The organism is Donghicola mangrovi, assembly GCF_013377535.1.
Taxonomy (GTDB): domain Bacteria; phylum Pseudomonadota; class Alphaproteobacteria; order Rhodobacterales; family Rhodobacteraceae; genus Donghicola; species Donghicola mangrovi.
On record NZ_JABCJE010000006.1, the window covers coordinates 113027 to 126701 of the forward strand.

At 63.5% G+C, this 13675-nt stretch carries 10 protein-coding genes; 1 reads left to right on the forward strand and 9 read right to left on the reverse strand.

The genetic code is table 11. From position 1 onward, the window contains the following. Positions 1-4: 4 nt before the first annotated feature. From HJ536_RS13580 to HJ536_RS13610, 7 genes are all read right to left on the reverse strand, one after another. The gene (locus tag HJ536_RS13580) at positions 5-1351 is read right to left on the reverse strand and encodes an NAD(P)/FAD-dependent oxidoreductase (protein WP_177158132.1); all 1347 of its coding nucleotides are present in this window, start codon (positions 1349-1351) and stop codon (positions 5-7) included. Positions 1352-1366: 15 nt separating this feature from the next. Beyond that, positions 1367-2875 carry an aldehyde dehydrogenase gene (locus tag HJ536_RS13585; protein WP_177158133.1) on the reverse strand — a complete coding sequence of 503 codons (1509 nt, stop codon included), beginning with the start codon at positions 2873-2875 and terminating at the stop codon, positions 1367-1369. Between the two features lie 2 nt (positions 2876-2877). Continuing rightward, the gene (locus HJ536_RS13590) at positions 2878-3795 is read right to left on the reverse strand and encodes a dihydrodipicolinate synthase family protein (protein ID WP_420811095.1); all 918 of its coding nucleotides are present in this window, start codon (positions 3793-3795) and stop codon (positions 2878-2880) included. A gap of 247 nt (positions 3796-4042) precedes the next feature. Beyond that, the gene (locus HJ536_RS13595; protein WP_228028722.1) at positions 4043-5149 is read right to left on the reverse strand and encodes an alpha/beta hydrolase; all 1107 of its coding nucleotides are present in this window, start codon (positions 5147-5149) and stop codon (positions 4043-4045) included. A gap of 225 nt (positions 5150-5374) precedes the next feature. Continuing rightward, positions 5375-6427: a 2,3-butanediol dehydrogenase gene (locus tag HJ536_RS13600; RefSeq protein WP_177158135.1), complete on the reverse strand. Its 1053-nt coding sequence runs from the start codon at positions 6425-6427 to the stop codon at positions 5375-5377. Positions 6428-6503: 76 nt separating this feature from the next. Further along, positions 6504-8303 (reverse strand): NAD(P)/FAD-dependent oxidoreductase, encoded by a 1800-nt coding sequence (locus HJ536_RS13605; protein ID WP_177158136.1) that lies wholly within the window; start codon positions 8301-8303, stop codon positions 6504-6506. A gap of 139 nt (positions 8304-8442) precedes the next feature. After that, positions 8443-10164 (reverse strand): sigma-54-dependent Fis family transcriptional regulator, encoded by a 1722-nt coding sequence (locus tag HJ536_RS13610; RefSeq protein ID WP_177158137.1) that lies wholly within the window; start codon positions 10162-10164, stop codon positions 8443-8445. Between the two features lie 177 nt (positions 10165-10341). On the opposite strand from HJ536_RS13610, the gene HJ536_RS13615 reads away from it, so the two are divergent. Then, on the forward strand, positions 10342-11598 hold the full coding sequence (locus tag HJ536_RS13615; RefSeq protein ID WP_177158138.1) for an SIP domain-containing protein: 1257 nt from the start codon (positions 10342-10344) through the stop codon (positions 11596-11598). Between the two features lie 51 nt (positions 11599-11649). Here HJ536_RS13615 and HJ536_RS13620 read toward each other — a convergent pair whose 3' ends face one another. Both HJ536_RS13620 and HJ536_RS13625 read right to left on the reverse strand, forming a co-directional pair. Further along, positions 11650-12660, reverse strand: coding sequence for a zinc-binding dehydrogenase (locus HJ536_RS13620; protein WP_177158139.1), 1011 nt, complete (start codon positions 12658-12660; stop codon positions 11650-11652). Next, positions 12657-13667: a branched-chain amino acid ABC transporter permease gene (locus HJ536_RS13625; protein WP_177158140.1), complete on the reverse strand. Its 1011-nt coding sequence runs from the start codon at positions 13665-13667 to the stop codon at positions 12657-12659. The genes HJ536_RS13620 and HJ536_RS13625 overlap by 4 nt, the downstream gene beginning before the upstream one ends. Positions 13668-13675: the final 8 nt, after the last annotated feature.

The window sequence follows — 13675 nt, forward strand, 5'->3', positions numbered from 1 at the left end:
AGGGTCACTCGCGGCGGGATTGCCACTCTTTGAACCGAAGATAGGCGTTTGCGCCGATCGTGTCGAATGGATGCGGCGGCAGGCGGGCGGGTTCCTCTTCGGCAGCGAAATAGCGGGTGATGTCGCTGGTCTGGCCGCAAGCCAGTTCCGCCGCGCCGATCCCCGACAAGGTGCCGCGCACGGTCCCAAGGCCGTTCTGCACGCAGGCCGCAAACAGGCCCGGCTCTAGTTCGCGCATCACCGAAGCGCCGTTCTTGGACAGGCACAGGTGGCCCGACCAGCCAAAGGCGAACTTCACCGATTTCAGCAAGGGGAAGCGGTCCTCAAACTTCTTGCGCATGATGCGGGACACGCGGGCCAGATCGCTGGGGCTGGTGGTCATCTCGGGGCGGTAGTAGCCGCCCTGACGGACGATGATGCGGTTGCCGCCCTCGGCGGGGCCGATGCGGCGAACGGTTGTGCCCATAGGGTCGGCAGGGGTGATACCCCAGCTTTCCGCCCCGCCAAGGGCGCGCATCTGACTGTCGGTCAATTCATCGGTCATGCAGGCGTTCAGCATGATGTGCATGAGCCGCCCCTTGGCAAAGCCGAAGCTTTCCAGATGACCGTTGTTCGCCATGATAACCCGCTGCGCCTGTAAGGTGCCGCGATCGGTGGTCAGCTGCCAGCCGCCCGCGACGCTTTCGATCCGCGTCACGCCAGAGCGTTCGAAAATCCGCACGCCGCTGCGCTCGACGCCCCGTGCCAGCCCTTGGGCATAGCCCGCCGGTTGGATCAGCGCCGTGCCGGGGGTGTAAAGGCCCCCGAGGTAATAATCGCTGCCCGTCAGATCGCGCATGGCCTGCGCATCCAGCATTTCATAGTCTTCGCCCAAGGCGGCCAGATGGCCCGCATAGGCCCTATTGGCGGACATACCCACGTCAGAGGCCGCCCCGTTCACCTTGCCGATGCGCTGGAACATGCCAGAGGTCATACCGAATTCGGCCACAGCTTCGGCGGCATAGTCGATGGCCTGACGGTTCAGACGGGTCAGCAGGCGATCGCGCGCCTCGCCACCCCCTTCGTAGCCAGAGGCGGTCAGTTCGTGGGGCAGATCAATCATGAAACCCGAGTTGCGGCCCGTGCCCCCCTCGCCCACCTGAGCGGCATCCAGCACCACAACGTCCAGCGCTGGATCGATCTGTTTCAGTTTGCGCGCAGCGGACAGGCCCGCATAGCCCGCCCCAATGATGGCAACGTCACACCCCGTCTGGCCCTGAAACACGGCGCGCGGCGCGGCGGGGGGCAGGATCGCTGCCCACCCTGCGGGGCCAGTAAAGCGCGGCTGGCGTTTGGCGTCGTGTCGGCTCATCGGGGTGTCTCGCTGTTAATCGGCGCAGGCGTCGGAGGTGTCGGTCAGGTCCAGCCAGATCGTCTTGAGCTGGGTGTACTGGTCATGGGCGTGGATCGAGTTGTCCCGCCCCCCGAAGCCCGACTGCTTGTACCCGCCAAAGGGCGTGGTGATGTCCCCCTCGCCAAAGCTGTTAACCGTCACGGTGCCCGCCCGCAGCGCCCGCGCCCCGCGCAGGGCCCGTTTGCCATTGGCGGTAAAGATCGACGCGGCCAGCCCGTAATCGGTGTCATTGGCCACCGCGATAGCCTCTTCGAAATGGGCGACCTCGATCACAGTCAGGATGGGGCCAAAGATTTCCTCGACCGCCAGTTTGGCATCGCGGGCTTTGACTTCGGCGATGGTGGGCTCGATGAAGCCTTCGCCGATGATTTTACCGCCAAGGTGGATCGTCTCGGCCTGCGCGGCCTCGAGGTAGGAACAGACCTTCTTGAAATGCGCAGGGGACACCAGCGCGCCGACGCGGACCTGCGGGTCGAGGGGATCACCGACGACCCATTCGCGGGCGTGGGCTTTGATCCGTTCCAGCAGGGCGTCTTTGACACCCGACTGCACGATCAGGCGCGACGCGGCCGAGCAGTTCTCACCCATGTTCCAGAAGGCACCGTTGACCACGTGGGCCGCGACCGCATCCAGATCTTCGGCGTCGTCCAGAACGACGCAGGGGTTCTTGCCCCCCAGTTCCAGCACCACTTCCTTGAGGTTGCTGTCCGCCGAATAATGCAGGAAGCGGCGGCCCGTCACGGTCGAGCCGGTAAAGGACACCATGTCCAAATCCATATGGCGACCAAGAGGTTCGCCAACATCGGAGCCCGAGCCGGTGACCACGTTGAACACACCGCGGGGCACGCCCGCCTCATGGGCCAGTTCGGCCATGCGCAGGGCGGTCAGGGTGGTTTCGGCGGCGGGTTTCACCACTACAGAGCAACCGGCGGCCAAGGCAGGCCCGATCTTCCACGCCAGCATCAGCAGCGGGAAGTTCCACGGGAGTACCAAGCCGACCACGCCCACGGGCTCGCGTACGACCATCGCGATGTGGTTGTCCGAGGCCGGGGCGACCTGATCGTAAATCTTGTCGATCAGTTCCGCGTGCCACTTGATCACGTGGATGGACTCGGGGATGTCTACGGTCTCGCAGTCATAGATGGTTTTGCCGCTGTCGATGCTTTCCAGAACGGCCAGTTCACGGGCGTTGCGGGTCATCAGTTTGGCCAGACGGATCAGCACGTCCTTGCGCTCGGCGGGGTGGAGTTTCGACCAGCGGCCATCGTCGAACGCTTCGCGGGCCTTGGACACTGCGAAATCCACATCTTCGGCCCCGCAGGCGGCGATGTCACAGAGGGCGACACCTGTGGCTGGGTTCGTCGAGGTAAAGGTCTTGCCCGAGATCGCAGGGCGGTAGGTGCCGTCGATAAAGGCGTTCGTGGGCATGTCAATCGCGGCAGCAAGCGCCTGATATTCCGCGCGGGTCAGCAGATCGGCCATGGTCAGTTTCCTTCCTTAATCGCCGCGACAGCCAGTTTCAGCGTCCGGACCACCTGTTCGAGTTCGCGCTTTTCGTCTTTGTTCAGGCCCTTGAGCGGCGGGCGCATGGGGCCTGCCTTCAGGCCCGTGATTTCAACGCCGTGCTTGACGCACTGAATGAACTTGCCGCCCTGTTCGAGCACCCGCATCAGCGGCATCATTGCCGACATGATCCGGCGCCCCTTGGTGAAATCGCCCTGAACCACGCAGGTTTCATACAGGTAGATGTGCTCTTCGGGCAGGAAGTTGGAGCCTGCGCAAATCCAGCTGCGTGCGCCCCAGGCAAAGAATTCCAGCGCCTGATCGTCCATCCCGCAGCTGGTCTGGATATGGGGGTAATCCCGCGCCAGAAGGTGCAAGCGGTTGATATCGCCAGAGCTTTCCTTGATCCCGATAAAGTTGCGCGACCGGCCCACGCGGTCCAGAAACTCGCGCCCCATCTCGACGCTCATGCGGCCGGGGTAGTTATAGAGGATGATGGGCAGGTCGGCGGCGCGGTCGATGGCCAGCGCGTTCAGGGCGTTTTCGCGTTCGGTCGGAACCGAGTACGGGGGTGTTCCCAGCAGGATCGCATCTGCGCCCATGTCGCGGGCGCCAACGGCCAGCGCGATGGAGTCCGGCGTGCGCATCGCGCCCGTGCCGACGATCACTGGAATGCGGCCCGCCACGCGGTCGGTGATGAACCGCGCCAGCGCCAGACGTTCCTCGACGGTTTCGGCATAGTTTTCACCGGTGGACCCGCCCGAGATCAGGCCATGAACGCCCGCTGCAATCAGGGTTTCCACCAGCTCGGCCAGCGCGTTGTAATCAATGCCGCCATCGGCGTCGAACGGTGTGATCACCGGGGTGTAAATGCCTTCGAGCACCATCCTTGGCGTCATGTCGGGGTCTCCTGCACTGGCACGCGCCGAGGCCCGAGGGGCGCGGCGGTGCAATCCGTTTTATCCAGCTAAGTGGATTACGGACATTCGGGCAAAGGAGAAGTTTCACGCCTTTGGCATTAGAAAAACTATGGCAATAAGGTGGGGCCTGAAACACAACAGCCGGGCCGCGCCCCATGGCACGCCCCGGCTGCGTTCGAATTCCAGAGGGGACATGAGCACCAAACCCCTCTGGTCCGATAGGGTTTTACGCCAGATGTTCCCCGAAGAAGGCGGTCAGCTTGTCGAACGGGATCTTGTCCAGCTGATCATAAAGGTCCGTGTGGTTCGCATCGGGAATGATCATCAACTCTTTGGGCTCTGCCGCGTTTTCATAGGCGGTCTCGCTGAAATAGCGCGAATGGGCGTTCTCGCCGTGGATCAGCAGCGTGGGGCGCGGCGCGATTTCGTTGATGTAGGTCAGCAGGGGCATGTTCATGAACGACAGCGGGGTCGTGATGGTGAACGAACCGTTGGAGTTGATCGCGCGGGGGTGGAAGCCGCGCTCTTTGGATTTGTAGTAGGCGGCGTAATCGACCACGAACTGGGGCTCTCCGCCCTGAAGTTCCAGCGAAACGGGGCCATAGGCGGGGGCACCAGCCTCGGCGTCTTTCCAACGCTGTTCGGCCAGTTGCTGCAGCGTACCTGCGCGTTGCTCGGCGGTCATGCTATCATAGTAGCCCTTCGACATCACGCGGGACATATCGTACATGGTGCTGGTGGCCACGGCCTTGATCCGCTTGTCGATGGCGGCGGCGTTCAGGGCCATCCCGCCCCAGCCGCAAATCCCGATGATGCCGATATGCTCGCGGTTCACGGCGGGGTGCAGGCCCAGATAATCGACGGCCGCGCTGAAATCCTCGGTGTTGATATCGGGCGAAGAGACGTTGCGGGGCTCTCCGCCGCTTTCACCGGTATAAGAGGGGTCGAACGCCAGCGTGGCAAAGCCGCGCTCTGCCATGGTCTGGGCATAAAGGCCCGAGGCCTGTTCCTTGACCGCGCCATAGGGGCCGCTGATGGCGATTGCGGACAGGGTGCCTTCGGGACGGTCTTTGGGCAGGTACAGGTCCCCGACCAAGGTGATCCCGTAACGGTTCACAAAGCTGACCTTCTCGTGGTCCACGGTTTCGCTGCGTGCGAAGGTTTTATCCCAAGTATCCGACATCGTCTGAGCCTTTGCTAAGTTGGTGGAAAGGATCGACGCCGCGCCATAGGCCGCAATCGACGCGCCGCCCATTTTCAGCAGATCACGGCGCATCAGGCCGTCGTCGCTGCGGGTTTGGGCGATGGCTTGCGATGGGGTCTTTCTGGTCATCTCGGGCCGCCTTTCCATGTTGGTTTCGTTTCGCAGGATGGGCGGGATTGCCCTGTCTGCGTCATGAACGGGATGTAAGGGCGGACCTGTTTGTGAACTATCGGGGCAAAGTTCATAGCTTTGATGAACCTGCTTCATGGATGCTCGGGATTGTTCAGGGCGCAAAAGAGAACCGGCCAGAAGCATTCCGGCCGGTTCGACGCGCAGAGGGAGACGTATGCGCGGTTATTCCGGCGCTTCGACCAGAATTTTGACGTGGGACTTTTCGGCGACCAGCGCCTCGAAGCCTTCGGCCACGATGTCGTCCAGCGCGATGCGTTTGGTGACCAGCTTTTCGGCGCTGAAATAGCCTTGGGTCATCAGCGCCATGACCGCCGGATAGACATTGCGATAGGCGATGGTCCCCTGAAGCTGCCGTTCCTTGAGCACTGCGGTATTCGGCTGGAACGAGGCATCGCTTTCCCAGATCGACACGATAAGGGTCTGGCCTTCGTGGCGGGTGGCGTTGATGCACTGGGGCAGAACCTGCGGCACGCCGGTGACCTCGAACGCCACATGCACGCCGCCGGTGGCCTGAACGATCGCCGCAACCGCATCGGTCGAAGTCGGGTCAATCGCAGTGGTCGCGCCGATTTCCAGCGCCTTGGCCCGCCGCACTTCTGACGGTTCAACCACGTGGATTTCGGCAGCACCGGCCACGCGCAGCGCCTCGACTACCAGTAAGCCGATGGGGCCCGCACCGAACACGGCGGCCTTGTCACCGGCCTTGATCTTGGACAGACGCACGGCGTGCAGGGCAACGGCGGCGGGCTCGACCAGGGCGCCCTGCTCCATCGACAGATCGTCGGGCATCTTGTGCACCATCCGCGCGGGCACCACGGAATAGGCGGCAAAGCCTCCGTGACCGCCCGAGAGCCCCACAAACCCCAGACTGGCACACAGGTTATACTTGCCCTCCATGCAGGCGGCACATTCCCCACAGGCAAAGATCGGCTCGATCGCCACGCGGTCCCCGACCGACAGGCCGCTGACACCTTGGCCAAGCTCGGTGACGGTGCCGCAATATTCGTGGCCCATGGTGATGGGGGCCTTGTCGTGGCTCAGGGGGTGGTTTTCCGCAACGGGGACAAAGATCGGACCAGCCAGATATTCATGCAGGTCACTGCCGCAAATGCCGGTCCAGGCGACCTTGATCTTGATCTCGCCAGCGGCGGGGGTGGGTTCGGAAATGTCTTCGACGCGAATGTCCTTCACGCCGTGCCAACGCGCAACTTTCATAATGTGATCCAATATTCGGGAAATCTGGGGAAATTCCCCCGACGCAGGAGAGGCGTCGGGGGGACCGTCTGGCGCATCACTTCAGGTGATGCACCTCTTGGAGGCCGTAAACAGGGGTCTCCAGACCCTCGAGCCGCGCCTTGAGTTGCAGGGCCAGATACAGGGAATAGTGGCGCGACTGATGCAGGTTGCCGCCGTGGAACCACAGGTGCTCTTGCTGGGTCGGCTTCCACATATTGCGCTGTTCGCCCTCCCACGGGCCGGGGTCTTTGGTGGTGTCCGACCCCAGACCCCAGACCTTGCCGACCTTGTCCGCGACCTCTTGGCTGATCAGATCGGCGGCCCAACCGTTCATCGAGCCAAAGCCCGTGGCCATCACCACCAGATCAGCCTCTAGCCGCGTGCCATCGGCCAGAACCACAGCGGTTTCGTCAAAGTGGTCCACCTGTCCGTTCACCAGCTTGACCTCGCCATCAATGATCAGCTGGCTGGCGCCCACGTCGATGTAATAGCCCGACCCGCGGCGCAAGTACTTCATGAACAGGCCCGAGCCGTCATCGCCCCAATCCAGATCGAACCCTGCCTTTTCCAGCCCTGCATAGAATTCGGCATCCCGTTCGCGCATCTGGTCATACAGCGGGATCTGGAACTCGTGCATGATCTTGTAGGGCAGCGAGGCAAAGACCATGTCCGCTTTCTCGGTGGTCATGCCGCTGGCCACGGCCTCTTCGGAGTAGAGCGCACCAAGGCCGATCTCCATCAGGCTGTCCGACCGCACAATATGGGTCGAGGACCGCTGCACCATGGTCACATCCGCGTCGGCCTCCCACAGGGCCGCGCAGATATCGTGGGCCGAGTTGTTGGACCCCACCACGACCACTTTCTTGCCGGTCCAGTCATCGGGGCCCTTGTGCTGGGACGAATGCTGGATGGTCCCTTTGAAGGTGTCCATGCCGGGGAAACTGGGGATGTTCATCTTGCCGGACATGCCGGTTGCCAGCACCAGTTGGGTCGGCTCCAGCACAACCTTCTCGCCATCGCGGTTCACTTCGACCGTCCACTTGCCGGTCTCTTGGTCATAGGTCGCCTTCTCGACCTCGGAGCGGCTCCAGTAGTTAATCTCCATGACCTTGGTGTACATCTCCAGCCAGTCACCGACCTTGTCTTTGGGGGTAAAGACCGGCCAGTTGTCGGGGAACTTGATGTAGGGCAGATGGTCGTACCAGATCGGGTCGTGCAGACACAGCGACTTGTACCGGCTGCGCCACTGGTCACCGGGGCGGTCGTGTTTGTCCAGCACGATGGTCGGCACCCCCAATTGTTTCAGCCGCGCCCCAAGGGCGATGCCCCCCTGCCCTCCGCCAATGATTACCGTATAGGGCTGGGTGTCATACCCCAATGAAGCCTCGTCCGCCTGCTTGCGCTCCAGCCAGCTGGAGCGGTTCTTTTGCGCGCCATGTTCGGCGCCCATGGGGCGGCGTTTCCCGCGATTTTCCTCGAAGCCTTTCAGCTCTTGCAGGGCGGTCAGTAGGGTCCAGATGCGGTCATCCTTTAGGCGCATCAGACCCCAACCGCGGCCCGCTTTGGTTTCAAAGGTGATCCAGGCGGTGGTCACGCCGCCGTCCTCGGTCGGCATCTCGCCTGCCTGAATTTCAAAGTTCGACGGCTGGGTGTGCTGCAACTGAGCGGTCAGCATGTCGGCCACGCCCTCGGGGCCTTCGACGGTCTTTAGATTCCACGTCACCGCGATCAGGTCGCGCCAATAGCTGTCGGTGGCAAACAGGTCTTTGACGGCGTCGATATCCCCCGCCGCAAGCGCGGCATTAAGGCTGTCCAGCACCGATTGCGTTCGGGTCATCACTGTTGAATCAAGCATCGCATCTCCTCCTACGCGTGTACTTGGAGAAGAGCCTCGCCTGGCGTTGGGCCAGCAATCTATGGGGATTGGCGCGATTTACGACCAGAAAGACGGTTCTGCGGCGCGGCATGTTGCGGGCGCAACGCCGCGCAACAGGTCAGGCGGGCGGCTGCAACCCCGCCTTGCGCAAACGCCGCAGAACGGTGGACCGGTTCACCCCCAAACGCCGCGCGGCGCGGGACATGTTCCACTCGCACGCTTCCATGATCTGTTCGAGGGTGTCATCGGTTTCAGCGCGCGCCTCGCCTAAGGGGGCGGGCAAATCCGGCAGGTCGATCACATTCCCCTCGGCCATAGCAAGGGCGACATCCAGCACCTGCTCCAGTTCGCGAAGGTTTCCGGCCCAACTGCGCCCCAGCAGATCGGCCTTCGCGGACGGAGACAGCCGGATTTCGCTGGCAGTGCGCCGCCGGAGCATCCGATCCACCAGCCAGCCCAAGTCCTGCCGCTGCCGTAGGGGCGGAATGGTCAGGACGCTGCCGGTCAGCCGATGGAACAGCGTGCGCGGCACATCCAGATCGGCGGGTCCCACGCAACTGGTCACCAGCGGGCGCAGATCGGGGGCGGCATCCAAGAGGGCGGTCAGGGGGGCGGCGCAATCCTCGGGCAGTTCCTCGATCCGGCGCAGCAGCAGGGTCGTCGCCCCGCAGACCTGTCCGCGCAATTCGGCCAAGCCGTGAGGCGTGGCCATCGCGCAGTCCAGACTGACGAACCCGTGCGCCCCGCTGGCCATGTGCACTGCGCGGGCCAGCTTGGTTTTGCCTGTGCCCGTCTCGCCGGTGATCAGGACGGGCACTTTGGTGCGGGCGATTTTCTCGGCTTGGGATAGCAGGCGCATCATCGCCGGATCGCCGCCAGACAGACCCTCGATCACCCCGCCCCGAGGTTGGGGCCGCGGGGTGCGGCTGACCTGAGGGGCAATCGCGTGACCAAACAAGGCGCCCCCATCGCGGGTCTCGACAATACGCTCCTCGGTCGGGCGGTCGCGCATCAGGTCGGGCAGATCATCGACGGACAGGCCAAGCGCCTCTTCGATCCGCTGCCCAAGGATCACTGCCCCATCGGGAAACAGCCGCCGCGCCGCGCGGGTATAGCCGATCACTCTGCCCGATCCGTCCAGCCGCACGGCGGCCTCGGGGTCCACGTCCAGAAATTCGGGGCTAGAGGACAGGCGCAGCACCCAGTCACGGCGGCTTTCGGCCATCAGGTTCGCCATCTCGACCCGCCGCGCGGCGGATGTCACGAGGTTCATGGCAAGGTTCTGGCTGGTCTTGGGCGTGGGGGACCGCAGCAGCGAAATGTCCAGCACCGCCGCCAACTGCCCCAAGCTGTCAAAGATAGGCGCGGCCGTGCAAGACAGCCGCGTATGGGCGCTGCCGAAATGGTCGTCCTGATGTACGGTCACGGGCTCTTGGGTCACGATGCAGGCCCCGACCCCGCAGGTTCCCGCCAGATCCTCGGACCAGTTGGACCCCAGATAGAGGCCCGCCCCCCGCAGATCGTCCACAAACAGATCATCGCCGAAAAAGTCCACGCAGACCCCTTTGGCATCAGTCAGAAGCAGCACATAGTTCTGCCCTGCCACCTGCCGGAACAGGCTTTGCAGTCCCGACCGTGCCGCCCCGATCATCCATTCGGCCTGCTTGCGATGCTCGCGCAGCTCGGCCTCGGTGACGATATGGGCGGGATCGTTCCGCGCCGGGTCCATGCCGTACAGCTCGACGCAGCGCCGCCAAGAGGCCGAGACAAAGCTGTCCCGTCCCGTCGCGCCGCCCCCCAGAACCTGCTCGATTTCCTGAACGTGCCGTAAATCCCCCATCGGCCCTCCCCCTCTGGCGATCAAGTGTACACGGGTTTTCCGCACACGCTTGGCGATACTTTGGTTCTAGGCGGATGGTTGCTGGCCCTTCACATCTTGATGATCGGGCGGCCCGCGGGGTTGCGTTTCGATTTTCGATATAACATTTAGTTCGATATATCGAAATGGATTGAAGAGATGAAACAGCATCACGGGCCCGATGGGCGGGCCCACCCCCGAGGGCGGCAAAAGCGCCCCTTTGACAACGGCACCTTGCGTCTGCTGGTGCTGGATATGATCGCCGCCGCCCCCCGCCATGGCTATGAAATCATGACAGAAATCGAAACGCGCACCGCAGGGGCCTATCGCCCCAGTCCGGGAGTGATCTACCCCGTGCTCTCCAAGCTCGAGGACGAAGGCCTGATCAGTTGCGAGGCCGCCGATGGCAAGCGCAAGCTGTGCCAGATCACCGATGCGGGCGCGGCCTATGCGGTGGCGAACCACAAACGAGTGCGCAGCGCCCTGCCCCATCGCGGCGGTCGCCACAACGTCCCGTTTCCTGTCCGGGATGCGATGGACGCCCTCAAAGCCGCCCTGCGCGGCCGGATGGGCACCGCCGACACCACCACAATCGCGGCCATGGCCGAGGCCATTCATGCCGCCGCTGAAACCATTAACGGCCTGACCGATCAGGCTTCGGAACCCGATATGAACCAGATCATTACCCGCCACCGCCACGAAATCCGCCGCCGCACGCTGACCGTCACCAACACCCAGCGCCTGACGCCCCACATGATCCGCGTCGAGTTGGAGAGTCCCGAGTTGGAAGGTTTCACCAGCCTCGGGTTCGACGATCACATCAAACTGTTCTTCGACACCGGCACCGACAAGCCTGCGATGCGCGACTATACCCCTCGGGGGTTTGATGCGGCGGCGAACCGTCTGACGCTGGACTTCGCCGTCCACGATGCCGGTCCCGCGACGGATTGGGCGCTGAACGCGGGCGTTGGCACCCAGCTGCAAATCGGGGGGCCGCGTGGCTCTGCCGTGATCGCGCCGGTTTTCGACTGGTACCTGCTGGTGGGCGACGAAACCGCCCTGCCCGCAATGGGCCGGCGGGTCGAGGAACTGCCCGCAGGCGTTCAGGTCATCACCGTTGGGGCGGTGATCGACGGGGCCGAAGAGCAAACATGGACCAGTGATGCCGACCTGACCGCCCATTGGGTGCACCGCCCTGCCAGCGCCGCCACCAATCCCGCGCCGGTGCTGGATGCCCTGCGCGATCTGCCCCTGCCCGAGGGGCGCGGCTTTATCTGGATCGCGGCCGAGGCCAGCGTCGCCCGCGCCGCCAAGGAATACATGCTGACCGAGCGCACCCATCCCCGCGAATGGCTCAAGGCGTCGGGCTATTGGGTGCAGGGCGAGGCCGACGCCAAGGCCAAGCTGGACGACTAAACCAGCAAAGCCCCCGAAATTCGGGGGCTTTTCCGTTGGGTTCATTCGTGGTCAGGCGGCCGAGAGATCGATCAACACCTTGCACTGGGTGGTGCGCTGCCTCAGGGCCTCGAACGCCACCGGCATCGCGGTCAAAGACACCGTGTCCGAGATCAGATGTTGCGGCGCATATTTGCCCGCATCCAGCGCCCGAATGGCCATCTCGAACTCCGGCATGGAAAAGAATACGGACATCACGATCTCGACCTCTTTGGAGATGGCGCGGAAGCTGTCCATGTGATCGGGCGCCGTGCACAGCCCCAGCACAACAACGCGGCCGCGCGGGGCAACCAGCCCGATGCAATGGTCGATCAGGCCGGGTTTGCCGACGCATTCAAAGACGATCTCGGGGGGCCCGCCACAGGCCTCGGCCACGCGGCAATCCAGATCGGGGCCGCTGATCAGGAAGTGGGTCGCGCCAAGGTCCATCGCCCGTTCGCGCTGATGGTCGTGCATGTCCACCACTACGACCTGCGCCGCCCCTAGCCTGCGCGCCCAAAAGGCCACCGCCAGCCCGATCGCCCCCGCGCCGACCACGACGACCCGCGCGCCGGGCTGCATCCGCGCCCGCATGACCCCGTGCAGGGCCACGCCCAAAGGTTCGGCCAAGGCGCCGTCCACCGCGGAAATCCCCCACGGCAGTTTGCGGCACTGAAAGGCGTCCACGGCAGCGAATTCCGCGTAACCACCCCCGATGAGCGAGAAGTTCGCGCACCACGCCGGTTCCCCCTTGATGCAGGCCGCGCAGGTGCCGCACCCGCGCAGGGGGGCCGCGGACACGTGGTCGCCGACCTTCAGGCCGGTGACGCCCGCACCGATATCTACCACTTCGCCCGAAAACTCGTGACCGATGACTTCGCCTCCCGTCAGGCCAAAGGTCGGGTCCTCGGTCATGTGCAAGTCCGACCCGCAGATCCCGCAGCGGCAGACCTTGAGCAGGATTTGGCCATCGGCGGCTTCGGGCGTGTCCACGGTTCCGATCCGTAGGGGCTGACCCATGGCGTCGAATATCGCAGCCTTCATCGTTTGTCCTCCAGCACCAGTTTGCGTTGCACGGGGAACCACGGGTGATCCCCCAGTTTCTTCAGCAGACCCCAGACCCCGCCACGGGCATAAAGCGCGATGATCAGCGTCAAGAGGCCCAAGACGATCAGGTAGGCCGAGCCGTATTCCCCGAACAAACGATCCGCGAAGAAGTAGATCAGCGCGCCGACGATGGCCCCTTCGATCGCGCCGATGCCGCCAACCATGACGATAAAGATCGACATCGAGGCCCAGAAGGGATCGAACCCCGCCGCCGGTGTGATCCGCAGCTGCGCCATGTAATAGATCGCGCCCGCGAAACCCGTGCCCACTGCCGCCGCGACAAAGATCAGGAAGCGCAACTGGCCGACGTTGACCCCTTGGCTCGCCGCTGCGATGGGGTTGTCCCGCATGGCAGTCAGGGCCAGCCCAACGCGGGACCGCAGCAGCCAATAGCTGCCCCCGATGGTCGCCACCAAAAGCAGTGCGCACAGCAGAACAAAGGCGATTTCCCGTTCATGCTGGCTGTATTGGGTCATGACCCGGAGCGTCAGGCCAGCGCCCGCATTCAGGTAGTCGATGTTGGAGGTGGTCAGGCGCACGGCCTCGGCCACAACCCAAGTGCCGATGGCAAAATAAGGTCCGTCGAGCCGGCGCAGCAGCAGATAGGTCGGCACCGCCAGCACCGCAGGCGCGATCAACGACAGGATCACGGCCACAAAGGGGTTCAGCCCGAAATTCTGCGCGAGCACGAAGAGCATGTAGCCCGCGACCCCGATGAATGCCTGCTGCCCCACCGAAACCAGCCCGGCATACCCCGCCAGCAGGTTCCACATCTGCGCAATCGCCAGATAGCAGCTAAGTTCAATCGCCCACCGGATATTCCCCGAAGAGGCCCACCACGGCATGGTCACAAGGCCCACCAGCACGATCACGCACAGGCTCATGGCGATGCGGCTGGAAGGGGTGGCCCGCACGACTCGGGCATGTTGGAACGGTTGTGTCATTGCAAAAG